We start from the raw sequence: 25,612 nt of genomic DNA on the forward strand, positions 1-25,612 counted from the left end.
ATGAAGTTGAATTATCGTGATAAAATGATTTTGATAGTAGTATTCGTACTGCTTATAATTGTTGCAGGTTTTATGCTTTTTATTAAGCCTGCCATTGATGAGTGTAGTCAGGCAAGCAGTGATCTGGAATCAGCAAAGGTTCAGCTCAGCGAGCTTGAAGATCAGGTAGACAAGGATAAGAACCTTGCCGCTGAGATTCAGACACTTTATACAAGCACCTCACAGGTCGCAGCTAACTTCTATGATTATCAAGTAGCATACAAGGCTACTGATAAGGTTCGTGAGCTTTTTAATGTTGATGATGTAAAAATCAAAAACTCCAATATGACTATTTCATCATACGGCAGCACAGTTCTTTCGCCTTTTGCTTATGAGTCAACAGCAACAGCTACTGATTTTGACACTAAGGTAGATGAATACAATAATGCAAGCACAATTGATTCATCAGCTGCAGACGCAAACACAGATGAAAATGCAGCTGATACCAATGAAACAGCTGCACAGACAATAGGTTACTATAGCCTTGACATTCAGTTCAAAAGCTCGCTTTCAGGTTTCAAGAATTTTGCTGACAACTTGACGACAAACAACGAAAAGAGCATGGTTATCCAGAATGTTAACATTGAGAATGTCAACGAAAGCGAGATCTCCGGTACAATGACACTCAATATGTACGTTTTGAAGAAGCTTGCTGATCCTTCTGCCAGCTAAGAGAAAACTATTTGGTAGGATAAGGAATATTTCTTATCCTGCCAATTAGTGCTATATAATGATTAAAAATTTTATATAAGTAATCAACCTGTGTAAAATGAAAAAAGTATAGCATAAGTGATAATAAAACTAAGAAAGGTGGTTAATATGAAGAATACTCCGAAGAGGAAACAAAGAAACAAACCCGGAGTCGTGCTTTTCACAGCGGTTGCTGTCATGCTCATGCTGTCAATACTTTTGACTGCAACTGTTTCTTTTGTTTCGGTAAACAGGACAAAAACAAATGATAACTATAAGAGCAAACAGGCTTATCTGACAGCTTCATCTACTCTTGAAAGCTTTATTAATCAGATAAAAACTGATACTGCTCCAACCAATGACCCTACGGCAAAGGCTCAGCAGAAAAAGGCTATCGAAAACCTTAAAAAGCTTGCAAGCGCCAACAGCGGTAAGGGTACTACCACTAACGTAAGCTATAACGGCGTAGACGGTAAAAGTGATAATATCGGTACTACCAAGATAACTGTAGCACAAGAGGGCACAAGTGCCAAATACATCGTTGTTACTTGTGAAACTACTTACCTTGGAAAGACAGAACAGGTAGCAGCACATATCTCTATTCGCACAGATCCAAAGCCTGCCGACTATACAAATACTATCGAGCTTGTTGGTAACGGCGGCGCAGGTTATGATAACCTTAACGTTATCGGTGACATGGCTGGTATCAATAATACCACTGGTAAGGTCTATAGATTTACAAACAATACGAGTATCTATGGTTCTTATCTTATGTATGGTTCTTTTGAGGTTTCAACACAGCCTCTTATCATGCTCAAGCCTAGTCTTGTAGACGAAAAGCAGGGTTCAACTGTTACAATTTCTGAAAACCTTGATGTTTCAAATGAATTCCACATCAACTCCACAATGGCAAGAGCAGACGGATATAACTATGTTAATATCGGTCAGAAGCTCTCCACTTCAAACCATATGGACGTTGGTTCTTTAGGTTTTGATGTCGATTTGTTCTGTTGTGAAGCTAACATTGGCGGAAATGACTATACACAGTATGGTAACTTCTACGTTTATAAGGGCGCAGGTGCTTATAATGGCGATGCAACATTTGGTGCAAATGGTCAGACGATCAATGGCTCTCTCTATGTCGAGGGTGATCTTAATGTCACAAAGTCACTTAAGGTAACAGGCTCTGTTTATGTTACCGGCACTATCACGGGTAAAGATAAGATCGTCTGCCAGGCTTCAAATATTCATGAAGGAGCTGTTCTTAGCAAAGCAGGTCGTGACGCAAAGCCACAGATACCAGTATCTGCTGATGCCTATGTATATTATCCGGAAGATTTCTTCATGAGCAATGATACTAATGTGACAACGATCTCTGAACAATATCAGGCTTTCTATAATGGCAAAAACACTAAAACTTTCAATACCTTTGCAAGCGATCCAAGCTATTGGAATAATGTTGACTACACGCTTACTGAGCCAATAGACCTTACAGGAACAGGAGCTAAGACTCCAGTTACAAGCCGCTACAAATTGAGAATAACATCAAGCTGTACATGGGCATCTGATCTTTCGTTCAATGATTATGGCAATGGTTCAAGGATCCTCGTTGATGTTTCTGATTCTTCAGGCGATATTGTTATAAGACTTCAAAATGGTCTTAGTCTTGATTCAAGCTGGTCTCCAACTATAGTTGTCAGAAATCGTTCAACTATAATTGATACAACTACAGGTGACAGAAAATACAACTGCTATTTTGTTTCAGACTCAGGCAGTGCTATTACACTTAATGGTATCGACTCAGTAACAGGCAAGTCCAAGCATTCGGGTTCAAGCGCATGTAACTATAACTTTAGTGGCTTGAAAATATTTGATTATGACACTTATGTTCGTATGTATAACTCTGATACACTAAAAAATACTAAGGGTAATCCTGGTGCTCCACAGAGCAGCTTCATCCTTAATCCAACATCAGTGGACGTTGCAGGTTCTTACAGACCATCAAACAGCAGTATCATTTTCTTATTTGCTGAGAATACAACGCTTAGCGCCACAAACAACAGTTTCTTCCAGGGTTCATTCTACTCACCAGAAGCAATGGTTAATATAGCAACAAGTGGTCTTAGTGGACTTAATGTTACAGACTCAGCAGGCGGAAAAATGACCGTTCAGTGCTGTGCAGTCGGTGTAGTTATCGCAAACAGCTTTGGTAATGCCAATACAGCGTTCTATGTATACACTAAGCCTTCAACTACTTCTGTAATGCAGAATGCGAAGGGCGGTAAGGACGATTCAGCATTCGGATATACTCTTGACAGATATGATCACTATTAATTGAAAGGAGTATACTCATGAAAAAGAACAGCAAAAATAAAAAGGGTATGACTCTTGTAGAGGTCATCATAGCAATGGCACTTTTGTCAGGTATGTCAGCTATGCTTGTTACAGTTGCTGTTGCGGCTAAAAAACAGAATCTTGAAAACTACTACCGCAACAATGAAATGTATACTCAGGCAGTAAATGCCGAGCAGTATAATGATAACAAGACCGTCAATATGAACGAGTTGAAGGTAAACAAGTTCTCTTCAAGCGGCAAAACTACAAATGAGTTTGCCCTTGAGGCAGACTTTGGAAGCGGCATAAAGTTCAATACTACAGCCTATGGCTTTAAAGCAAAGCTTAATAATATTGATGAAGACGCAGGCTATCAGCTCAAATTTCTTCAGGGTAAGGACATAAACATTACGCCTAATCCTGAAAAGAGCGTTTACTGGGTAAAGTTTTATAACAATTCAGGGGCAGATATGAATTTCTATGCTCTTACTCCTGAGCTTACAGGCGGAAAGTTCTTTGATGTAAATAATAACTCATCAGGAAATTCACTTCTTATCCCTATCGGTGACGGTGGAAATCAGCAGTTTGGCGTTGTGCTTTCAGGCGTAACAGGAAGCGATTATTTCGGCTTCTCACAGTCATCTGATCTTTACAGCAGCGCTCCAACAGCCGATGCAGCTGCATTTAAGATCACAGATGCGACCTTTGACCATTATCTTGAAAAAGATGCGTCAGGTAAAGCTACAGGTTATGTAGTTATCCATTATATGGGTGGTTCTGATTACAAAAACCAGGCCGACTATGACGCTGCACAATCAACACCATAAGGAGGGAGGATCTTGAAAATGAATAAAAACCGCAAGGGTTTTACCCTTGTTGAGCTTATCGTTGTGGTAACGATTTTCGGCGTGATCCTCGGAGCTATCCTTAATATGATCAAACCTGCAAATAACGTTTATCATGACGCTGATGCAACAATGGAAAGCAATATCATAGGTTCAGGTCTTATAGACTATCTTGATGATGAGCTTAGATATTCGACCAATGTTCTTGTGCTTAAAGATTATATTGGTGTGCCTGATGTTTCAAACTCTGGTACTATCGGTGCAAGCGGTGTGACCTATTCAAACTGTATCGTTATTGACAATAATAATCTTCGTGGCTATAGTCTGAAAAACTATTCAGGCAGCGACACGGATACAGCCGCAAAGAGAATGGGTGCAAAAGGCTGTATCCTCAATGTAGGTAAGGTAAATACAGAGGGCTTAAATTTTAATAATTCTGCTGTTGCAAGAGGTGTTGATTTTTACGACAATTATAAGTTTGATATCAGTGCAAGTATCAGCAATATTGAGAAAATGCGTACTCTCGACGTTTCTCTTACAGCCTATCAGCCAACATATGAGAACGGAAGCTATACTTTTACGAAAACAAAGTATAAAAAGGACGCAGCAGTAAATCTTACAAATATTAACATAAATGAAGGCGATTCATACAAAGTTCATGACTATAAAGATTTCTCTTTAACTCCTGATTATGACAAATATCCTCAGGCAACTACTGCTCCTGCAGGTTGCACAGCTCAGCAGGAAAAGTATTACAGCCTTGACGCTTCAAACACATATACTTATATTTTCTACGATAAGACAACAGTTTCAAGTTCAAAAACATACAGTGTAAAGTTTATCTACTCTGCAAGCGACCCTGAACCAACGCTTCGTGGTAAACAGATAGATACTAAGTCGGTCAAGGCAGGCACACTTTATCAAACGCCGCCAACCATGGCAAAAAGAACAGGCTATGGCACACCTTATTGGGTAGACAGCAAGAATAACGTTGCTGATTTTACAACAGGTATAACAATAAATAAGGATATGGTATTCTCCTGTGTTTATCCGCCTGTTGCACCGAAAGCCCAATTTAATGTAACGTTTGAGAATATCAACGGTTCTACATTTACAACAACAAAAGTCTATGATGGCGACTTTGCAAATGACCCGGGAATTCCAACTGACATGGATACTATAAAACAGGATTTTGTTAAGTGGGTATACAAATCAGATAACTCAAAGGGTCTTACTGATGTTTCTATTACAGATAGCTCAGTTGTTTTCGTTCCAGTTGTACAGAACAAGCATAAGGTTGAGTTTAAATTAAATGGTTCTTTAATAAATGCCTCAACTATTTATGTTTCTGATGGACAGTATGCAAATTATCCAGGAGCTACCCCTGTTTCGTCAGACGCTAATAAGGTTTTTTCTAAGTGGGTCGTTGAAGGTACATCAGACGAGATAACCAGTGTTACAATTACTAGAGATACAGTGTTTGAAGCTGTATTTGTTGAAAAGCCATCTTTGCCTACCAGTCAGTCGGATAGAGTTACCATTATAATTGATTGTAGTGCAGGTAATAATTATTCCTATATGTATGGATACTTTTGTAATATGAATGCTAAGATAGTCAACGAAACGGATAATGAAGTCATTGTAGACAACTTTACTGGTAATTCTAATATTGATATTTCTAAGTATAAGGGCAGAGAAGTTCGTTATGTTATAACTGCAACAATTCCTTATAACGTTCCTTGCCGTGTAAATCTTTGGGAAAAAGAGTGGCAAAATATTGATAATGCCTTTACTAATGTTACTCTTACAACCAGTGATCTTGGAAAAACATATTATGTAAAGATGTAGTTTATAGTCTTTCACGATCAGACCCCACCACGGGTCTGATTGCTGAAAAAATCCCCTTAACAGAAAACTTCTATTAAGAGGATTTTTTGAGCAAAAAAATTCCGCAGTATCAAACTGCGGAATTTGTGCAATTATCTTATTATCAGCATTGCTTCGTTCATCATCTCGTTAAGGCCAGTAAAGTCCATGTACCATGAACCGATCTGCTCTGAGTACAAAGCTGCAACAGCAATTCCTATGGAGAGATATGGACCAAATGCAAATACTGAATCACCGCTTCGGTGCTTCTGGATAAGTCCACCGATCGAGCCTGTTATCAGTCCGATAAGAAGCGCTACCAAAGCACCCTGCATTCCGAGAAACAGCCCTGCGGCTGCCATGAGATATACATCTCCCATGCCCATTGCTTTCTCATGTGTGATAAGACAAATAATAAGCAAAGGCACGCTCACAATGAAAAATCCAATCAAGTGTGATTTAAGCGTAAGTCCCGTCTGATCTCTGCAGAAGATGTATTCTGCAATACCAAGCAAACCTATGAATATCACCACATATGTGTTGATAAGCTGAGTGTCCCAGTCCATGAAGAATACAACGATAAGAGCAGAGAATAACAGACAGACAAGTGCCGCACGCAGAGGATTGAAAATTCCATTAAAATGGTAGAATACCCATAAGTAAAGCAGTGCGTTCAGCGTTTCAACTATAGTGTATCTTGCCGATATCTTTGCACCGCAGCTTCGACACTTTCCACGAAGTATGCACCAGCTTACTATCGGTATCAGGTCACGCCGTTTGATCGGCTCACCGCAGGTCATACAGTGAGAATTTCGCTTGATAAGACTTTCATTTTTCGGCAATCGGTATATGCAGACATTAAGAAAACTGCCTATGCACGCTCCGAAGATGAACACAAATACATAAATGATTATGTATGATAAGGTTAAATTATCCACAGTGATCCTCCTTTGGATTCATTAGTTAATATATTAATTTTATCATACTTTCATGAAGATTACAATAGATAATATGATTTTTTTGCGGTTTTTGCACCGCAGCAGACGTTTCCGCAGCGTCGGATCCCTAAATCAATGCGGAGGATTGGAGTAATATATATGAGAAACGGCCCTATCGGTCAGTATCTGGTACAGAAAGGTCTTATAACTGAAGAACAGCTTCAGGAAGTCCTTGCCAAACAGAAGGAGCAAAAGGGAAGACTTTTTGGTGATGTCATTATTGACATGAAGCTCGTTACCGATGTTCAGTTCTGTCAGGTTCTCGCCGAGCGACTGAATGTGTCTTATATCGACCTTGATAATACTGAGCTTATGCCTGATATAGTCAAGAAGATACCGGAGGCAACTGCAAGAAAGTATAACGTCATCGCAGTCAGCAAAATAGGAAAGCGTATGACCGTTGCAACTAATGACCCTATCAACTTCTATATTTTCGAGGATCTCCGTGTTATCACAGGCTGTAGCATAACACCTGTCCTTGCCACAAAGTCATCTATCAACCGTGCAATCGGTAAGATGTACTCAGAAGGTCAGGTTAACTCCGTTGTTGACGAAGCTACAAAGCAAAAAGAGGAAGAACTTAACCTTGAAGAACTCAAGGATATCTCCGAGGAGAGAATCGAGAACGCTCCTATCGTTAAACTTGCTACCGCTATCGTCGAGAACGCCCAGCGTCAGGACGCAACGGATATACATATCGAGCCATTCAAGGATAAAACCGTTATCCGTATCCGTGTAAACGGCGACCTTATTGAGCTTATGACTCTTTCAGCCGCACTTCATACTTCGCTTGTTACCCGTTTCAAGATCTTGAGCGGTATGAATATCGCAGAAAAGCGTATCCCGCAGGACGGCCGTATGTCACAGGTCGTTGACGGCACAACTCTTGACCTCCGTGTATCTAACCTTCCAATGGTGTACGGCGAAAAAGTCGTTCTCCGTATCCTCGCAACAGGTGATATGTCACTGAGAAAAATAACCGACCTGGGTATGACAGATTATAACTATAAGAGATTTGAGGCGTGCCTGAAAGTGCCGCAGGGAGTTGTCCTTGTAACAGGCCCTACAGGTTCAGGTAAATCTACCACACTTTACGCCGCACTTGGCGAAATATCTAAACCAAGCAACAACGTTATCACTGTCGAAGACCCAGTCGAGAAGAAGATAGAGGGTGTAAACCAGTGCCAGATAAACGAAAAGGCAGGCATGACATTCGGTGCAGCACTTCGTTCTATCCTCCGTCAGGACCCTGACATCATAATGGTCGGAGAAATGCGTGATACCGAAACTGCTGAGATCGCTATCCGTGCAGCTATTACAGGACACCTTGTTCTGTCAACACTTCATACCAATGACGCCGCTTCTACCGTAACAAGACTTGTGGATATGGGCGTTGAGGCATACATGGTCGCAACCTCACTTATCGGTATCGTTGCTCAGCGTCTTACAAAGGTGCTTTGCCCTGAGTGCAAAAAGCCTAGAATGTCAACTGAGGAAGAAAATGAGCTTATGGGTCTTGACCATTCAGTACAGGTGTACGACCCATGTGGCTGTCCAAAGTGCAATAACACAGGATATAAGGGAAGAACCGCTATCCATGAGATCCTTCTCGCAACACCGTCTATGCAGGCTCTTATCACAAGGGGAGCAAAAGCTGACGAAATTCAGGAGCTTGCAAAGAAAGAGGGCTGTCACCTGCTTCGTGACAACGTTTCAGAGCTTGTTCAGCAAGGCAAGACCTCAATGGACGAACTTATCCGTGTAACATATGCTGTATAAAAAAGAAATATATGGAGGTAAATTCTAATGGCAATCGACATTAACAAAATTCTTGATGAAGCAAGAGCCCTTGGCTGTTCCGACCTGCACTTCACCGTAGGTATTCCGCCGATAGTTAGACAGGGCGGTAACCTGAGAAAGCTTTCCTCATATCCTGATATGACCGAGATTGAAATTCTCAAAATATGCGAGGATATGTGTACAGATAAGCAGCGTCAGTCTATCAAAGACCATATTGATACCGACTTTACATATGTATCTTCGAGAGGTTTCCGTCACCGTGTAAACGTGTATCGTCAGAGAGGAAACACGGCCATCGCTCTCCGTCTTTTGAGAAACGATATCCCGACCCTTACCGACCTTGACCTGCCACCTATCCTTGCAGAGTTCTCAATGAGACCTCGTGGACTTGTGCTTGTAACAGGCCCTACCGGTTCAGGTAAGTCAACAACTCTTGCCGCAATGATCGACCATGTAAATATCCATAAATCAGCTCATATCATCACTATTGAGGACCCTATCGAGTATATGCACGCTCATAAGAGATGTATGGTAAACCAGAGAGAGATCGGACCTGACGTACCGAGCTTCTCACTTGCTCTCCGTGCTGCTCTCCGTGAGGACCCGGACATTATCCTCGTAGGAGAAATGCGTGACTTCGAGACTATCGAAGCTGCTGTTACCGCCGCTGAAACAGGACATCTTGTTATGAGTACACTTCATACAACGTCCGCACCGTCAACTATCGACCGTATCATCGACGTTTTCCCTGCTCACCAGCAGCATCAGATCAGAACTCAGCTTGCTTCCGTTCTCGTAGGTATCTGTACTCAGACACTTTGCCGTACATTCGACGGCACAAGCCGTGTAGCTTGCTGTGAGATACTCAACGCAACAGACTCTATCAAAGCTATGATCCGTGACGATAAGGTGCATCTTATCGGTTCAGCTATGCAGACAGGTAAAGCAACAGGAATGCAGACCATGGATCAGGAGCTTGCAAAGCTCGTTCGTTCGAGAACGATCTCCATGGACGTTGCGCTTGAAAAGTGCGTAAACCCACAGGATCTAAAGAGATTTATCGCAGGCGGAGCTTAAACTACAATATTAATAATAAAGAGCGTTTTTACCGAGAAAGTAAAAACGCTCTTTTTGTTTACCTTTTTGTCAGTCCTTGACCTCGCTGTCATTGTGCCATACGTTGTTGTAAAGAAAAACAAGCACAGCCATTGCAATGATAATGAAATATCCAAGAAAGCTCCAGCCATCAGGAATATCTCCAAAAAGGAAATATCCCAAAATCGTGGTAAAAATCAACTGCGAGTAATCATAAACCGATATCTCCCTTGCAGGAGCGTGAGTGTATGCCGCAGTTATAGCGAACTGCCCGCCTGCCGCACCTGCGCCAGCTCCCAATAAACAAAGTATTTGGAAAATCGTCATAGGGTGGAAATCTAATATTAGAAATGGCAGGGTGAACAAGCAGGAAAATCCCGAGAAGTATGCAACTATCACCGCACCATTTACTCCATGCTGTCCTAAGTATCTTACGCAAGCGTAAGCAAGTCCCGCTCCCATTCCTCCTAGAAAACCGATAAGGGCAGGGAAGAAGTTCACGTTCTGAAAACTCGGCTTGATGATAAACAAGCTTCCTATAAATGCACAAATTACAGTGAAGCCCTGAAAGAAAGTCAGCCGCTCTTTAAGGAAAATAAAAGAGAATATGATAACGAAAAACGGTGACATTTTGTTTAGCATGGAAGCGTCAGACAGCACAAGATGATCTATGGCATAAAAGTTTCCAAGCATTCCTAGCGTGCCAGCAAGCGCCCTCACAAAAATGACCGCATTGTTCTTTTTGCCATCAATGTGAAAGCGTATGTGGTTTTTCTTTAGCACTCCGATAGCGAAAAACAACGCCACAAAATTTCTGAAAAAGGTCTTTTGAACCGTCGGTAAGTCTCCCGAAAGCCGCACAAATGCGAACATGAATGCAAACGAAAAAGCCGACAGAATAATGTAAATAATAGCCTTGTATTTACTTTTCATCTCTGTCACCTCCGTTCATGTAAATGTGTTCACGCCTCAGCTCTTTTATAAGCTCGCCCACCTTCCACTTTTGATTATGCAATGTGACCATTGCTTTTAACTTCACCGTAGCTCCTTTTTCCCTGAGCTTTTTCAGTATAGGGTCAAGGCTCCTGCCGTCAATACCCGAAAAAATAAGGCACTCGTCCGTGATGTCCTCGCCCTCTTTTTCAGACCTGACAAAGCCCTTGAAACCGCAAAGATATCCCACCTGCTGTCCCATTATCTCATTGTCAAAGAAAACAGCCTCCGCATTTTCGCTTTTAGCAATATCTTCAATGATATCACGCTTTTGCGAACTGATATTTATGCCGATTATCTTTTTCGTTATAGCACTTCGTATTCTTGATTTCATAAAATTACTCCTCAAATCGTACTATCTATATTATACCCCGATCTCATATTTTCTTCAAGAGCAAATATACAGAATTTTTACCCTCTTTTGCCCCGATTTTATGTGTGAACGCAAAAAAATCGCCCCGATATCTCGGAGCGATAGTTTTATTTAGTCATTAGAGTTCAATAATTACCTTGCCGCTGAAGTTAGGAGCAATTTCAACAGTCTTGTCTGTGTTAGCCACAGCGATCTTGAAGCTTGCCTTTGTGTCAGTGTATTCGCATTCGATCTTGTTGCCGTGTCTTGTAGCTGTCAGCTCGAATACCTTGTTTGCCTCAGTGTCATAAATAGGGCAAACTGCACTCTTGCCGACTTCAAGCTCGTAGATAGTGAATGTTGTGCCCTCAAGATAATCATACTCTATCTGTCTTTCAAAGTTGCCGTATGCAATAATGCTGTTTGGCTTAGCAAGAGCAGGTATCTCAAAGTATGAGCACTTGTGCTTGTACCACTTGCCGCCCTCAAGAACCTTGCCGGTGATAATATCTGTCCACTTGCCCTCTGGAACATAGTATTCAGCGATACCCTCGTCATTAAGGATAGGAGCAACAAGAATGTTGTCGCCGAACATATACTGTCTGTCAAGCGTCAGGCAAGTTGGGTCGTCAGCAAAGTCGATGACCATTGCTCTCATTACAGGTACGCCGACCTCGTGTGTCTTGATTGCCTGAGCCCACAGATAAGGCATGAGCTTGCCCTTGAGCTTTGTGAAGAAGCGCAGAACGTCGCAGGACTCCTCGTCAAAAAGCCATGGCACTCTGTATGACTGGTTACCATGCAGTCTTGAATGTGATGAGAACATACCGAACGCAGCCCATCTCTTGTAAATGTCAGGTGTAGCAGTAGCTTCAAAGCCTGCCATGTCATGTGAAGTGTAACCGAAGCCTGAGATACAAAGTGACAGACAGCCTCTTACAACCTCAGCCATTGAGTTGTAGTTGCCTGAGCAATCTCCGCCCCAGTGAACAGGGAACTTCTGACCGCCTGCTGTAGCAGAACGTGCGAACAGACAAGCCTTGTTCTCTCCAAAATATTCTTTCAGTACATTGAATACGCACTCATTATAAAGATATGTGTAGAAGTTGTGCATCTTGATAGGGTCAGAGCCGTCATAGTAAACAACATCTCTTGTAGGTATTCTCTCACCAAAGTCAGTCTTGAATGTGTCAACACCCATTTCGCAGAGCTTCCTCAGATATCCTGCATACCACTTGCAAGCCTCAGGATTAGTGAAGTCAACAATAGCCATACCAGGCTGCCACTCATCACACTGGAATACAGAGCCGTCAGTTTTCTTGATGAAGTAGCCGTTCTTCATACCCTCGTCAAAGAGCTTTGAACGCTGACCAACATATGGGTTGATCCATACGCAAGTCTTAAGACCCTTGTTTTCGTGAAGTCTCTTGAGCATTGCAGGTGGGTCAGGGAACTGTGACTTGTCCCACTCAAAGTTACACCACTCAAAGCCCTTCATCCAGAAGCAGTCAAAGTGGAATACCTGAAGAGGAATATCTCTCTCAGCCATGCCATCGATAAATGATGTGATAGTCTCCTCATCATATGTTGTTGTAAATGAAGTTGTGAGCCACAGACCAAATGAGAATGCAGGCGGCAGTGAAGGCTTGCCTGTAAGGTCAGTGTAGCCCTTGAGTACGTCAGTGAGGTTAGCACCGCCGAATACATAGTATTCAAGGCTCTCACCTGGAACTGTCATGGATACCTTAGAAACAGTGTCAGAGCAAACCTCATATGAAACCTTGTCAGTGCTGTTTACAAATACACCGTAGCCCTTTGAAGAAAGATAGAATGGGATAGACTTGTAAGACTGATCGGAACAAGTGCCGCCGTCAGCGTTCCAAATCTCAACGTTCTGACCGTTCTTAGTGAATGTTGTGAACTTTTCGCCGAAACCGTAGAAATATTCGCCAACAGAAGTGTCGAACTGCTCTCTGATGTATGTTCTTGTAGGATCGGCAGGGTAGCTCCAGAATGTGTCGTCGAGCTGTGTCTGAAGTCTTGCCTGCTGCTTGTAAGCATTCTCAAAAATAACGCCTGTCGATCTCCAGCCACCACTTGTGAGTTTCTTATCCTTATAATAGTATGTGAAGCTCCAGTTCTCCTTAGAAACAACGAGCTTTGTGTCGCCTGTAACAAGTACGGCTTCCTTGTCTGTAACAGTTACCTGTGGTTTGAAGCCCTTGTCCTCGAGAACAAAGTGCGGACCATTGTCAACATGACCCTTGTGGTGTGTGATGCTTACCTTTACGCAGTTCTCCTGAGTTGAAGTGTAAGCGATCTCAAGGTTAGCACTTCCGAGCATCATAGCTCTGTTGTATACAACGAAAGGTGTTGCCACAACGAGGAATCCGTTTTCGATCTCTTCGATCTCGAAAGCCTGATTTGCATAGTTTACTTCGTAGCCTCTCTGGTTGAGCCAGAAACCGTCAGCAAATTTCATGTAATAAACCCTCCTGTAAATTTAAAATAGTTTTCAGAATATAAAAAAATGAAAATTTTATCGGGAAGTCAGTTCCTCCCCCTTTATGTATATTTTATAGCATATTTGCCTAAATTGCAATAGTAAAAAAGTGATATGTGCAAGTATTTTAATGGATTGAGCATATTTTAGTGTAAACATTTCATGAATTGATATTTACATTATATAAATTTATTAAGATATATGTAAACCTTTACACAATACCCAAAAAAAGCGGACGGCATAAAAGTCGTCCGCAGAAACATCATATTCTTAATCAACTTTGCAAACGGGACGTCGAGGGCGCCATCACCTACATATTGCCCCGACTACTCAATACTAAGAAACTCATCAGGTATGTAAGACAAGCATTGCTTCACGCTCTCACGAGTGAAGCCCTCAACATAATTCTTGGCAAACAGCTCGTCAGTGTATTCCGCATAAGGATAAACAGTGCAGTTGTACCAATCGCCATAGTATGAATCACCCTCAAAGTGCGATATTATCGGTATCGCCTTAACGTTCTCGAATGTCACCTCATTGGTGTCAGGGTCCTTCACAACATTGAGCTTGCCAATAAGTCCTACAAGCGACTTTGTGTCATACATAGTGGAAATAAAGTTGCCCAAACCGTAGTAAACGAATGCCTGTCCGCCCTCAGGCTTGTCAAGATATCCGCAAGTGCTGATAGTGTGCGCCTGCGTGCCTATTATCAGGTCAGCACCCCACTCCACAAGCTTAGGTGTTATCTCCGTCTGCTGTTCGTTAAGCTCGTTCTGTATCTCTGTGCCGTAATGACATGAAACCACAACAACGTCCGCCATTTTGTCAGCCTCTTCTATCTGAGCCTTTATCTTGTCCTCGTCATCAAGATATATCACCTGAGCACCGTCACCGCTGAGATAATTGCCGTTGGTGTGCTCCATGTATCCCAGAAAAGCAAATTTTATGCCGTTGACTTCCATGGTCTTGATAGTGTCAGCGTCCTCCTGCGAACGATAAGCACCGTAATGCACAATGCCCTTTGTGTCCCAGTAATCAAGAGAGCTTATAAGCCCCTCTTCACCTTGGTCGAGAACATGATTGTTTGACATAGAAACCACATTGAAGCCCATGTCAACTATTTTGTCGCCCACAGCAGTTGGCGATGCGAACATAGGATAGCTTTGTGGTTCAACGCTGTCTGTAACAAGCGTTTCCTGATTGATTATAGCCACATCAGTGCCTTCTATGTACTTTGTAACGTGTTCATAAGCCTGCGTGAAATCATATTTTTCACCACCGCCAAGCTTTAGCGCTTCATTATAAATGTTGTCGTGTATAAGGTTGTCGCCCACGCAAACCAGCGAGCAGGTGTAGCTTGGCTGTTCCTTTTCTTCTTCATTCACCTCGACCGCTTTTTTGCTGGAGCTGTCCTCAGTTTTTTTGACTTCCGCTTTGCTCTCGGTTTCGGTCACGGTCAAAGCGTTTCCGTCAAGCTTGCTCGTGTCAAGCTTACCGCATGATACAGCACTCAGCGACAACATCGCCGAAAGAGCCACTACTGTGATCTTATTGTATAAAAGTTTGTACTTCATATAAATTCCTCTCATAACATTTTAAAAAAATACAAATTTACTTATAATTTAATTTTAACACATTTTTAAATAATAATCAAGTCGAATTTTGAAAATGTCGAATGCTTTATGTTGACCTATATATTATAATGTATTATAATAAAAATATAATAATTTGTACAAATATTTGTTTATGTGTACAAAAATTTTCCCCACAAGTATTAAATTGTATGCTATAATAAAAATATAGATAGATTTGTCTATCTAAAAAAGGAGGAATGACCATGGAATATTACGCACACACCCGTGAGGATGGTGAAAGGCAAACTGTAAAAGCCCACCTTATAGGCGTAAGCAAATTGGCGGAGGACTTTTCAGTAGATCTTTTGAAACCCCTTGCGAAAAAAGCGAGCCTCTATCACGATATAGGTAAGTATGCTATTAACTTTCAGAAACGGCTTGATGATGACAAAGTAAAATTCAGCCACGCTGCCTGCGGAGCGATAGAGTATAAAAATCTTGCAGATAAAAACGATTGTTTCGCACCCCTTATGGAGTATTGCATCGCAGGACACCACACAGGACTTATGGACGGCGGCACACGCGCAGACAATTCCGACAGCCCGACTCTCAGCGGCACTTTAAAAAGAGAAAATGAATACACGGGCGATAATGACTACAGTGCATACACCACTGAGATAGACTTTGCCACACTGACTCAGGAAGAAAGAACGCCGCTGCGTAATGAACTGCTTTCTACAAAAGACCCCACCGAGCTTATCGAGCGTTACGCCTTTTTCACCAAGTACGTGTTCTCTTGCCTGACAGACGCAGATTTTCTCGATACCGAAATATTTTGCAATAAAAATGTTGAACGTGGCATGAGCGGTGATTTTGAAAAGGCACTTGATAAACTGAACAGAGAATTAAGTGATATGCCGTCAGATAACCCGTTAAGGCAAGCAAGAAGCCGTATCCAGCAACAAGCTTTTGATAATTCGGTCAATAAAAGTCATATTTCAATTCTTGATATGCCAACAGGTAGCGGAAAAACCTTATGTAGTTTGAAACTAGCCTTAGAGAGCGGAAAGAAGAGAATCATATACGTCATACCTTACACAAGTATAATAGAACAGACCGCTAATAAGTTTGAAAAAATGTTCGGCGACGTTCTCCCTGTCCTACAGCACCATTCAAACTATTCCTATGACGGCGACACAGAGGAAGAAAAGAAAACCGCAGAGAAGCTCAAAAGGACCTGCGAAAATTGGGACGCACCACTTATAATCACCACAAGCGTGCAATTTTTCCAATCCATATACCATTATAAAGGCTCAGCACTGCGAAAGCTCCACAATCTCCGTGACAGCGTGATAGTTTTTGATGAAATACACCTTATTCCAACAGAACTTCTTCGCCCCTGCCTTAAAGCTGTGGGCTATATAACAAAGTATCTTAACAGCGAAGCCCTTTTTCTCTCCGCCACAATGCCAGATTATTCTAAGCTTTTTGATAAGTTCCTGCCTGATGTGAACTATAATAAGCTTGTTACCGACCGAACCAATTTTAAGTATTTCAAGAAATGCGAATATAAAGACATGGGCAAAACCACTCTTGAAACCATTGCAGAAAATGCCTCTCGGTGTAAAAATGCCCTGATCGTTGTGAATACCAAGAAAACAGCGGCAGAGCTTTATAGCCTTGTTCAAGGTGAAAAATATCACCTTTCCGCCAATATGACCCCAGCCCACAGAAGCCGTGTCATAGAAGTAGTAAGAAATAAGCTTGAAAATGGCGAGCATATCACAGTAGTTTCAACTTCACTTGTAGAAGCAGGCGTTGACCTTGACTTTAACACAGTTTTCCGCCAGCTTTCAGGATTAGACAGCATTTTGCAGGCAGGGGGCAGATGTAATCGTGAGGGTAAAGATGACAAGGGCTATGTGTACGTTTTTGACATTGACGAAACATATCGCAAGGGAAGCGACCTTGCCATGAGAATTAACAAGACTAAAGGTTTGCTGGAAAAGTACCAAGACATAACGTCCTATGATTGTATTAAAGAATACTACGACGGCATTTTCGACTTCAACCAAAGTCGTATAGTTGAAAACTCTATTGCGAAATATAACGAACAAAGCAACTCATTCGACCGCCAAGGCTTAATGTCACCATACAGCATACCATTTCGAAGCTATGCAATGCAGTTTGAATACATCTCCGCCGACACTATCTCTATCGTTATCGACGATCCTAACGACCAGACTTGCCATGAACTTGTTGAAACCTTGCGTAAGGGTGATATGTCAGTAAGAAGAGCATTGCAGAAATATTCAGTGTCCGTCTATATGAATGTTTTCAAGGATCTTTATTCTCAGGGTGTTCTCAAAGATCACGGCACAGGCATATTCATTCTTGAAAATCAAAGCTATTATAATAATGAAACAGGTTTGAACACCCAAGCCGCAATGCATGATTATTTCATCTAAAACAAATGGCAGGCTGCCACCAAGACAGTCTGCCACTTGCTGCATTCCATATCGTACCGAATACGAATATTTTTCAACTCACATATGCGTAAAGCATAGACAAATATATTATACAAACATTATTTTAAAAAGTCAACTTTTTTATACCACAAACCATTGAACGTGGAATTGTGAAATATGCCTAAAATCCGACACTTTTTTTATACATGAAAACTATTGACATTTTATTCATAATGGTGTACCATATATGTAGAGCAAAAACAATGTACCTAATACTAATACAAGTTTAAAAGGAGTGATGTAAAAATGAGCTATGGTTTTAAGATCATCGTGACAGGTGACTACGCTTGCTTTTCGCGACCTGAAATGAAAGTTGAGAGGGTAAGCTACGACGTACCTACCCCAAGCGCACTGGAGGGACTTATCAAATCAGTATATTGGAAGCCTGCCGTGCGCTATCAGATAAACAAAATAGTGGTGTTCAACCCTATCGAGTTTACCAATATCCGACGAAACGAGGTCAAAGATAAGCTGCTGTTATCATCAGTGAAACAGCAAATGAAAGGCGGAGGCTCAGCGGAGATGTACACCTCGGAGATACGAAGTCAGCGTGCGGCAATGGTGTTGAAAAATGTGAAATACGGTATCGAGTTCACGTTTGAGCGCACCTATCTTAAATCAGACCACCCAGACGAATCTGATGAGAAGCATTATAACATAATGCTCAGACGTCTCAGAAACGGCCAGCATTTCAGACAGCCATGCCTTGGCTGTCGTGAATTTGCAATAAAGAGTATTGAACTTGTTGACGACTTTGACCTTACGCAGATAGCACCGCAAAATATGGGTGATAAAGACCTTGGCTTTATGCTTTACGGCATGAAGTTTGAGGACGGAGGCAAGCCTGTCAATAATGATTGGAATGACCCTAAGTTTTCTGACAAGGCCGACGCAGTTTTCTACCGTCCGCATATGATAGACGGTGTTATCGATGTTGCAAAATACAGGGAGGAGATTAAATGCTGATAAAAGCCTTGTGCGATTACAGTGCTTTGCAGGAGAATAAAACTCCTGCAGGCTATTGTAAGCAAGCCATACACTTTGAAATTCTTCTTACCCCCGAGGGCAAGATAGCCGCAATAAACGATTTGAGAGTACCCCGAATTATCCCTCTGAAAAATAAAAAGACAAAAACAGTCTATGATCCAGTAATGGAACAGCTTCCCGTAAGAACGCAGAAACCGGGCATAGACAAAAACACGATCGAACACAGACCACTCTACATATTCGGTCTGAACTATGATAAAGGAACTTTGACCCCTACAGACGCTACCAACAAAGCGGCAAAATCACACAAATGCTTTTGCGAATGGAATGAGAAGTTCTTTGAGAATATCGACTCACCTATCTGCAAAGCCTATCTTAATTTTATCCGTACATGGGAACCTGAGCAGGAAACCCAAAACCCACACCTTCTTGCCCTAGGCAAGGAGTATTCAAGCTCCTACTATGAGTTTGGACTTGACGGATCACCTGAAACTAAGCTTCACAATGACAGCAAATTCAAAGCCGCCTATGAGGATTATCTCGCCCAGCTTAACGCCGACATCGACAGTGACGATACCGAACTATCCACCTGTTCCATTCTTGGTGAGAAGCTCCCGCAAGCCCGTATCCATGATAAAATAAAGGGTATCAAAGGTGGAATGTCCTCAGGCTGTGTCCTCGTTGGCATGAAAGAATCTGCCTTTGAGTCCTATGGCAAGAAGCAGTCCTACAACAGCAATGTTTCTGAGAAAGCTATGAAAATGTATACCTCTGCACTTAATTCTCTGCTTGCTGACAGAAGCCATTACAAGACTTTTGACGATATGACAATAGTCTATTTCGCAATGAAGAAGAACGATGCAGAAGAATGCAATATGTTTGCCGGTATGTTCAGCGGATTTGAGGACGAATTAAATAAAACCGTTGTGACCGAAGCCGACCGAAACATAAACACTGTCATGACCCAGCTTAAACAGGGCAGGACAGCCGATATGCCTTATGACCCTAACGTAGAATTTTACGTTGCAGGCTTTACTCCAAACAGTTCAAGAATATCCCAGAAGTTCATCTTCCACGATAAGTTCGGCAAGATATTTGACAATGTACTCAAACATCAGCAGGATATTTCATTCACTGAGGGTCAGCGCCAAGTGAGTATTGAACGTATCAAGCGTGAGCTGATCTCACCGAAATCGTCCAAAGAAAAAGTTCCGTCACCTCTCACCGCCGCACTTTTTGAAGCAATACTCAAAGGCACAAGATACCCTGACGAACTGCTTTTCACAGTAATAACAAGGGTCAAGACCGACAGTGACGAGGAGAACAACCATTTTATAAAACTCAATGATACAAGGGCAGGCTTGATAAAAGGCTGCATTAATCGTAAACATAATAAGGAGGAGATCAAAATGTCATTAGACCTTGAAAACAAAAATCAGGCTTATCTTTGCGGAAGACTTTTCGCAGTGCTTGAAAAGATCCAGCAGGATTCTTCAAAGGCAACAATTAACACAACTATCAAAGATACTTATTTCTCATCAGCTTGTTCAAGACCTGCAACTGTATTTCCTAAACTCTATTCGCTTTCACAAAATCATTTGAAAAAGTTTGAGAGTTCGAAACTTCGTAATTACTACAATGATAAGTGCCTTGAGATAATTGATGATCTGAATGGTGAGTTTCCTCAGACTCTTTCAAATGACGATCAGGGCAGATTTATTGTAGGTTATGCACAGCAGTACAGAGATCTTTACACAAAAAAGTCAAAAGATAAGCCGGAAGAAAATTCTGAAGTTAAACCCGAAGCAAAATCAGAAGAATAAAGAAAGGACGAAATATTATGGAAAACGCAATCAAGAACAGATATGAATTTGTAATGCTTTTTGACGTTGAGAACGGCAACCCAAACGGCGACCCTGACGCAGGCAATATGCCTAGAACAGACCCTGAAACAAGCCTCGGTATCGTTACAGACGTGTGCCTTAAAAGGAAGATAAGAAACTTTGTGGAGCTTACCAAAGAGGGCGAAGCAGGCTACAATATCCTTATCAAGGCAGACAAAGCCCTCAATACAAAGTTCACCGAAGCTTATAATACCCTTGGACTTGCCACAAAGCAGAAAGGCAAGAATCCTGATGACGTTAAGCAGGCTCGTGACTATATCTGTCAGAACTACTTTGACGTAAGAACTTTCGGTGCAGTAATGAGTACAGGCGATGACCCGTGCGGCATTGTAAGAGGTCCTGTACAGCTCAACTTTGCAAGAAGTATCGACCCTGTTTTTGCTCAGAATATCACAATCACAAGACAGGCAAGAACAACAGAAGACAGACAGCAGAGCGGTGAGACCGAAATGGGCAAAAAGAGCATAATCCCATACGCTCTCTATCGTGGCGAGGGCTATGTTTCCGCAATGCTCGCTCAGAAGATAACAGGCTTTAGCGAGGACGACCTTGAGCTTCTTTGGACATCTATCATCAATATGTTCGAGCATGACAGAAGCGCCGCAAGAGGAAAGCTTTGTATGCGTAAGCTTATCGTGTTCAAGCATGATTCCGCCCTGGGCAATGCCCCTGCACATATCCTCTTTGACAAGGTGTCAGTTAAGCTCAAAGACGGCGTGACAACTCCAAGACATTACTCAGACTATGACATCACCATAGATAAGGATATGCCTGAGGGCGTTACCCTTATTGAAAAGCTCTGATGAGCGAAGATGTAACTATCAATATCCGTGACATACAGCATTATATGTATTGTCCACGCAGGTTTGCTCTTTTAGAAGTTAATGACGACTGGGCTGAAAACGCCTTTGTCGTCAAAGCAAACCTCCTCCATGAGAACGTCCACAGCGGTGAGCGTAACTTTGAAAATAAGCGTAAGATCGTCCGAAGTGACGTGGCAGTGTATAACGATGACCCTAAGTACAATATTTTCGGAGTTGTAGATTGTATCGAGTTCGTCCGTGACAAATGCGGCGACTATATAGATACTCTGGGCGGCACATTCCGTGTGGAAATTGTGGAGTATAAACCCACCAGACCCAAATCAGGGGAGTTCAATCAGACCGACGCTATACAAGTCTATGCGCAGAAGCTTTGCGTGGATAACGTGTTTCATTGCAATAGCCGATGTTTTCTGTACTATGCAGATGTGCGCAGACGATCAGAATTGCCCTTTGATACTCAGGGCGCAGAGTATGATAAAATGCTTTGCGACTATCTTGGAAAAATGCGTGAGATACTTGCAGCGGATATTATCCCAAAGCGTGTAAAAGGTCAGAAATGTTCAGGCTGTTCACTGTCGGATATGTGCTTTCCAAAAGTGAAGAAATATAGCGTGAAAAATACGATTTTCTCCATGAACGGAGGCGAAAACAATGCGTAAACTGCTCAATTCACTTTATATTCTCGAAGAAACTGCCTACCTCACACTTGACGGCGAAAACATAGTGTGCAGGGCAGAGGACAGCGAGAAGTTCCGTGTGCCTTTTACTAATATTGAGGATATCTATATTTTCAGCTATTCGGGCTGTTCACCTGCGCTTATGGGCAAGTGTGCAGAATATGGCATAGCCGTTAATTTTATTTCTCCTCAAGGTAAATTTCTCGCAAGAGTTCAGGGCAAAACAAAGGGCAACGTCTATCTGCGAAAAGAGCAGTTTGAGCTTTTTTCTACCCCTCAGCTCGACCTTATCAGGAATACTGTCGCCGCAAAGCTTTCAAATACACGTTATCTTATCAGACGTTCGCTCCACGATAACCCGGATATAAACAGTGACGGAGCGCTTACAGATTGTATAAAATATCTTGAAAACGGCATAAAGACCGTCTATGAAACTTCCGATAAAGATATCATCATGGGTATAGAGGGAAGCTGTGCAAAGGCATATTTTGATATATTTGACCGACTGATACTCCACCAAAAAGAAGATTTTTACCTTGCCAACCGCACCAAACGCCCACCCCTCGACAGAGTAAACGCCATGCTCTCGTTTCTGTATACTATCGCAATTTCATCATATACATCAGCCCTTGAAAGCGTAGGACTTGATAGCTGCCTCGGCTTTTACCACGCCCTGCGTTCAGGCAGAAGCAGCCTGTCCTGCGACCTTGTAGAGGAATTTCGTAGCGTGGTGGAGCGACTTGTGCTTACCATGATAAACTTGAAAATGATAAAGCCCGAGGACTTTGAAACTCAGGTCAGTGGCGCAGTATACCTATCCAAAGAGGGCAAGAAAAAAGTCCTCACCGCATGGCAGGAGCGTAAGCGCACAAGCATAGTCCACCCATATCTAGGCGAAAAGATACAGCAAGGGCTACTCCCATATGTGCAAAGCTCGCTTCTCGCAAAATATATCCGTGGCGAGCTAGATGAGTACCCGAACTATTTGCTGAAATAGAGGTGATATAAATGATGACCTTAGTAAGCTATGATGTATCAACAACAGATAATAAGGGTAAAACAAGGCTGAGAAAAGTGTCGAAAGAGTGTCAAAATTATGGACAGCGAGTGCAGAACAGCGTGTTTGAAATAGACGTAGACTATGGCACTTTTCTGAAAGTGAAAGATAAACTTCTGAAAATAATAGACCCAAAGCATGATAGTCTGCGGATATATTACTTAGGCAACAATTGGAAGCATAGAGTAGAACACTACGGCACCAAAGAGACCTATGACCCCGAAGGTGTCCTAATATTTTGACCTGCGTACCCCAAGTGATCCACAAATCCCTAGTAAGTTCGCATGAAAATGCCATGCTATTTATGAATGCACAGTGAACAAAATCAAACCGATACCCATTAAATAAAAAAATAAGTCCGCATCACGTTGAGCAAGCACCAGATATACACAACATCAAGTGTCACGCTCCACGTGAGCGTGTGAGTTGAAATTGTAAAAGCTGTTGTTGAATTTCTGTGGAACGCTTGTCACGCTCCACGTGAGCGTGTGAGTTGAAATAACAGCGGTTTCAGTATGAAAGAGGTTTCGGAGTGTCACGCTCCACGTGAGCGTGTGAGTTGAAATGATGATGTTAGCGGTGGTGGTTCGTCTAGTAACGGTCACGCTCCACGTGAGCGTGTGAGTTGAAATTTTCAAATGGGATTGGTCTTACGCCGTTTTCATATTGTCACGCTCCACGTGAGCGTGTGAGTTGAAATATTAATGGAGAGCAGGGCAGTGCAGGAACGAGAGTCACGCTCCACGTGAGCGTGTGAGTTGAAATTTCTGTATCAGCTTGACCAATTCTTAAATCTTGGTCACGCTCCACGTGAGCGTGTGAGTTGAAATGAAATACCTTAAAGAAATTAAAACTAATAAGACGTCACGCTCCACGTGAGCGTGTGAGTTGAAATTGCTGGTACTGCAAACACGCAGTGCCAAAGAGCGGTCACGCTCCACGTGAGCGTGTGAGTTGAAATAAATTTGTACATATTTGTACCCAATTTGGGGTTGTCACGCTCCACGTGAGCGTGTGAGTTGAAATACACGCCCGATGAATTCGGTTACGATTGAGCGAGGTCACGCTCCACGTGAGCGTGTGAGTTGAAATGTCATGTAGAGGACCGAAGCCTATTGCGTGTTTGTCACGCTCCACGTGAGCGTGTGAGTTGAAATGTGTTGATTTTTTGTGCAAATTATCCATAAACACACGTCACGCTCCACGTGAGCGTGTGAGTTGAAATTTTAATTAAGTATATTAACATATCCATAAAACCGCGTCACGCTCCACGTGAGCGTGTGAGTTGAAATAGCCTGGATAAACGCATTCCGCAAAAGATAGTTAGTCACGCTCCACGTGAGCGTGTGAGTTGAAATTACCAATCACAAAACAAATAAGTTTACTGCTAAGTCACGCTCCACGTGAGCGTGTGAGTTGAAATAATTTAATTGTTTAATTTGTTTACTATTTTTATGTCACGCTCCACGTGAGCGTGTGAGTTGAAATTGATTCAGTTCTGGAATTTGCGGATGCTCTTGAGTCACGCTCCACGTGAGCGTGTGAGTTGAAATATATAACCGCCCTATATACTCAAAATGACCACATGGTCACGCTCCACGTGAGCGTGTGAGTTGAAATATATAAATAATTGTATCATAATTCATACAATGTTGTCACGCTCCACGTGAGCGTGTGAGTTGAAATGAAACGTTTATAAATGTGGGCGGTCATTCATGGCGTCACGCTCCACGTGAGCGTGTGAGTTGAAATTATAATATTTGATTTTTATCAATTATTGATTAAGTCACGCTCCACGTGAGCGTGTGAGTTGAAATCTATACGCTCAATAGAATCATCGGCATCAAGATTTGTCACGCTCCACGTGAGCGTGTGAGTTGAAATGACAAATATGTTATTTGCGGCTATAGAATCCCGCGTCACGCTCCACGTGAGCGTGTGAGTTGAAATACTAAAATACGCCTAAATTTTAATACTCAATCCCGTCACGCTCCACGTGAGCGTGTGAGTTGAAATGTATCAGAGCTTGCGGTGATCTTGCGGAAATTTGTCACGCTCCACGTGAGCGTGTGAGTTGAAATGATAATTGCAATTTGCTTTGGCGTAAAAACCTTCGTCACGCTCCACGTGAGCGTGTGAGTTGAAATAAAACCGATTTCCGAACCGATAGCCACGCCCATGGTCACGCTCCACGTGAGCGTGTGAGTTGAAATTTCCGCTTTTTAGTATTAGCAGTAAACTTATTTGTCACGCTCCACGTGAGCGTGTGAGTTGAAATAGATCCATATTTAATTGTTTAATTTGTTTACTAGTCACGCTCCACGTGAGCGTGTGAGTTGAAATAATGCCGCTCTGATTGTTGCCCACGATCATGACCGTCACGCTCCACGTGAGCGTGTGAGTTGAAATTTTTGACAAGCTGTATAAGGCTACACCTGACGAGGTCACGCTCCACGTGAGCGTGTGAGTTGAAATAACAAATTCCGATTGATGAGGTTTTCTATACCCACGTCACGCTCCACGTGAGCGTGTGAGTTGAAATGACA

18 protein-coding genes and 1 CRISPR repeat array (1 of these 19 cut by a window edge) are annotated in these 25,612 nt (G+C 42.2%); of the genes, 13 read left to right on the plus strand and 5 right to left on the minus strand.

Going from position 1 to position 25,612, the window contains the following annotated elements:
• The 4 genes from gspM (at nt 1) to RBI_RS11535 (ending at nt 5,756) form a co-directional block, all read left to right on the plus strand.
• On the plus strand, nt 1-711 hold the full coding sequence (gene gspM, locus RBI_RS11520) for a type II secretion system protein GspM (RefSeq protein ID WP_041337282.1): 711 nt from the start codon (nt 1-3) through the stop codon (nt 709-711).
• 147 nt (nt 712-858) lie between these two features.
• Complete coding sequence (locus RBI_RS11525; RefSeq protein ID WP_041337283.1) at nt 859-3,063, plus strand: hypothetical protein; 2,205 nt, start codon at nt 859-861, stop codon at nt 3,061-3,063.
• Nucleotides 3,064-3,080: 17 nt separating this feature from the next.
• Nucleotides 3,081-3,890 carry a type II secretion system protein gene (locus RBI_RS11530; RefSeq protein ID WP_041337284.1) on the plus strand — a complete coding sequence of 270 codons (810 nt, stop codon included), beginning with the start codon at nt 3,081-3,083 and terminating at the stop codon, nt 3,888-3,890.
• An 18-nt stretch (nt 3,891-3,908) separates the two neighbouring features.
• The gene (locus RBI_RS11535; protein ID WP_148303616.1) at nt 3,909-5,756 is read left to right on the plus strand and encodes a prepilin-type N-terminal cleavage/methylation domain-containing protein; all 1,848 of its coding nucleotides are present in this window, start codon (nt 3,909-3,911) and stop codon (nt 5,754-5,756) included.
• A gap of 131 nt (nt 5,757-5,887) precedes the next feature.
• Here RBI_RS11535 and RBI_RS11540 read toward each other — a convergent pair whose 3' ends face one another.
• Nucleotides 5,888-6,712: a prepilin peptidase gene (locus RBI_RS11540; RefSeq protein WP_041337286.1), complete on the minus strand. Its 825-nt coding sequence runs from the start codon at nt 6,710-6,712 to the stop codon at nt 5,888-5,890.
• Between the two features lie 159 nt (nt 6,713-6,871).
• Between RBI_RS11540 and RBI_RS11545 the strand changes: the two genes are divergently transcribed.
• Both RBI_RS11545 and RBI_RS11550 read left to right on the plus strand, forming a co-directional pair.
• The gene (locus tag RBI_RS11545; protein ID WP_041337287.1) at nt 6,872-8,551 is read left to right on the plus strand and encodes a GspE/PulE family protein; all 1,680 of its coding nucleotides are present in this window, start codon (nt 6,872-6,874) and stop codon (nt 8,549-8,551) included.
• 27 nt (nt 8,552-8,578) lie between these two features.
• A complete protein-coding gene (locus RBI_RS11550) occupies nt 8,579-9,649 on the plus strand; it encodes a type IV pilus twitching motility protein PilT (protein WP_022286804.1) in 1,071 nt (356 codons plus the stop codon).
• 69 nt (nt 9,650-9,718) lie between these two features.
• Here RBI_RS11550 and RBI_RS11555 read toward each other — a convergent pair whose 3' ends face one another.
• The 4 genes from RBI_RS11555 to RBI_RS11570 all read right to left on the minus strand — a co-directional run bounded on the left by RBI_RS11555 (nt 9,719) and on the right by RBI_RS11570 (nt 15,089).
• The gene (locus RBI_RS11555; protein WP_041337288.1) at nt 9,719-10,600 is read right to left on the minus strand and encodes a DMT family transporter; all 882 of its coding nucleotides are present in this window, start codon (nt 10,598-10,600) and stop codon (nt 9,719-9,721) included.
• Complete coding sequence (locus tag RBI_RS11560) at nt 10,590-10,994, minus strand: DUF3783 domain-containing protein (RefSeq protein WP_041337289.1); 405 nt, start codon at nt 10,992-10,994, stop codon at nt 10,590-10,592. Before RBI_RS11560 ends, RBI_RS11555 begins: the two co-directional genes overlap by 11 nt.
• A 157-nt stretch (nt 10,995-11,151) precedes the next feature.
• Nucleotides 11,152-13,494: an alpha-xylosidase gene (yicI, locus tag RBI_RS11565; RefSeq protein WP_041337290.1), complete on the minus strand. Its 2,343-nt coding sequence runs from the start codon at nt 13,492-13,494 to the stop codon at nt 11,152-11,154.
• 347 nt (nt 13,495-13,841) lie between these two features.
• A complete protein-coding gene (locus tag RBI_RS11570) occupies nt 13,842-15,089 on the minus strand; it encodes a CapA family protein (RefSeq protein WP_041337291.1) in 1,248 nt (415 codons plus the stop codon).
• 263 nt (nt 15,090-15,352) lie between these two features.
• Here RBI_RS11570 and RBI_RS11575 point away from each other — a divergent pair, with 263 nt between their 5' ends.
• The 7 genes from RBI_RS11575 to cas2 all read left to right on the plus strand — a co-directional run bounded on the left by RBI_RS11575 (nt 15,353) and on the right by cas2 (nt 23,308).
• Nucleotides 15,353-17,557, plus strand: a complete 2,205-nt coding sequence (locus RBI_RS11575) for a CRISPR-associated helicase/endonuclease Cas3 (RefSeq protein ID WP_051706882.1) — start codon at nt 15,353-15,355, stop codon at nt 17,555-17,557.
• A gap of 306 nt (nt 17,558-17,863) precedes the next feature.
• Nucleotides 17,864-18,583 (plus strand): type I-C CRISPR-associated protein Cas5c, encoded by a 720-nt coding sequence (cas5c, locus tag RBI_RS11580; RefSeq protein ID WP_041337293.1) that lies wholly within the window; start codon nt 17,864-17,866, stop codon nt 18,581-18,583.
• Nucleotides 18,577-20,427, plus strand: coding sequence for a type I-C CRISPR-associated protein Cas8c/Csd1 (gene cas8c / locus RBI_RS11585; protein ID WP_041337294.1), 1,851 nt, complete (start codon nt 18,577-18,579; stop codon nt 20,425-20,427). The genes cas5c and cas8c overlap by 7 nt, the downstream gene beginning before the upstream one ends.
• Before the next feature lie 17 nt (nt 20,428-20,444).
• Nucleotides 20,445-21,311, plus strand: coding sequence for a type I-C CRISPR-associated protein Cas7/Csd2 (cas7c, locus tag RBI_RS11590; RefSeq protein WP_041337295.1), 867 nt, complete (start codon nt 20,445-20,447; stop codon nt 21,309-21,311).
• On the plus strand, nt 21,311-21,991 hold the full coding sequence (cas4, locus tag RBI_RS11595) for a CRISPR-associated protein Cas4 (protein ID WP_041337296.1): 681 nt from the start codon (nt 21,311-21,313) through the stop codon (nt 21,989-21,991). The genes cas7c and cas4 overlap by 1 nt, the downstream gene beginning before the upstream one ends.
• Entirely contained in the window at nt 21,984-23,006 is a 1,023-nt protein-coding gene (gene cas1c, locus RBI_RS11600; RefSeq protein WP_041337297.1) for a type I-C CRISPR-associated endonuclease Cas1c, read from the plus strand. Before cas4 ends, cas1c begins: the two co-directional genes overlap by 8 nt.
• A gap of 11 nt (nt 23,007-23,017) precedes the next feature.
• Nucleotides 23,018-23,308, plus strand: a complete 291-nt coding sequence (cas2, locus tag RBI_RS11605) for a CRISPR-associated endonuclease Cas2 (protein WP_041337298.1) — start codon at nt 23,018-23,020, stop codon at nt 23,306-23,308.
• Between the two features lie 159 nt (nt 23,309-23,467).
• Nucleotides 23,468-25,612: direct repeats of the CRISPR family, unit length 32 nt; unit sequence GTCACGCTCCACGTGAGCGTGTGAGTTGAAAT (it continues 7,113 nt past the right edge of the window).

Source organism: Ruminococcus bicirculans (ex Wegman et al. 2014), assembly GCF_000723465.1.
Classification (GTDB): domain Bacteria; phylum Bacillota; class Clostridia; order Oscillospirales; family Ruminococcaceae; genus Hominimerdicola; species Hominimerdicola aceti.

Coding starts and splice junctions, on each gene's coding strand:
- RBI_RS11555 (WP_041337288.1), bottom strand. CDS start 10,600: ATGAAAAGTAAATACAAGGCTATTATTTACATTATTCTGTCGGCTTTT.
- cas8c (WP_041337294.1), top strand. CDS start 18,577: ATGCTGATAAAAGCCTTGTGCGATTACAGTGCTTTGCAGGAGAATAAA.
- RBI_RS11575 (WP_051706882.1), top strand. CDS start 15,353: ATGGAATATTACGCACACACCCGTGAGGATGGTGAAAGGCAAACTGTA.
- RBI_RS11525 (WP_041337283.1), top strand. CDS start 859: ATGAAGAATACTCCGAAGAGGAAACAAAGAAACAAACCCGGAGTCGTG.
- gspM (WP_041337282.1), top strand. CDS start 1: ATGAAGTTGAATTATCGTGATAAAATGATTTTGATAGTAGTATTCGTA.
- cas4 (WP_041337296.1), top strand. CDS start 21,311: ATGAGCGAAGATGTAACTATCAATATCCGTGACATACAGCATTATATG.
- RBI_RS11530 (WP_041337284.1), top strand. CDS start 3,081: ATGAAAAAGAACAGCAAAAATAAAAAGGGTATGACTCTTGTAGAGGTC.
- RBI_RS11570 (WP_041337291.1), bottom strand. CDS start 15,089: ATGAAGTACAAACTTTTATACAATAAGATCACAGTAGTGGCTCTTTCG.
- cas7c (WP_041337295.1), top strand. CDS start 20,445: ATGGAAAACGCAATCAAGAACAGATATGAATTTGTAATGCTTTTTGAC.
- cas1c (WP_041337297.1), top strand. CDS start 21,984: ATGCGTAAACTGCTCAATTCACTTTATATTCTCGAAGAAACTGCCTAC.
- RBI_RS11535 (WP_148303616.1), top strand. CDS start 3,909: ATGAATAAAAACCGCAAGGGTTTTACCCTTGTTGAGCTTATCGTTGTG.
- RBI_RS11550 (WP_022286804.1), top strand. CDS start 8,579: ATGGCAATCGACATTAACAAAATTCTTGATGAAGCAAGAGCCCTTGGC.
- yicI (WP_041337290.1), bottom strand. CDS start 13,494: ATGAAATTTGCTGACGGTTTCTGGCTCAACCAGAGAGGCTACGAAGTA.
- RBI_RS11545 (WP_041337287.1), top strand. CDS start 6,872: ATGAGAAACGGCCCTATCGGTCAGTATCTGGTACAGAAAGGTCTTATA.
- cas5c (WP_041337293.1), top strand. CDS start 17,864: ATGAGCTATGGTTTTAAGATCATCGTGACAGGTGACTACGCTTGCTTT.
- RBI_RS11560 (WP_041337289.1), bottom strand. CDS start 10,994: ATGAAATCAAGAATACGAAGTGCTATAACGAAAAAGATAATCGGCATA.
- cas2 (WP_041337298.1), top strand. CDS start 23,018: ATGATGACCTTAGTAAGCTATGATGTATCAACAACAGATAATAAGGGT.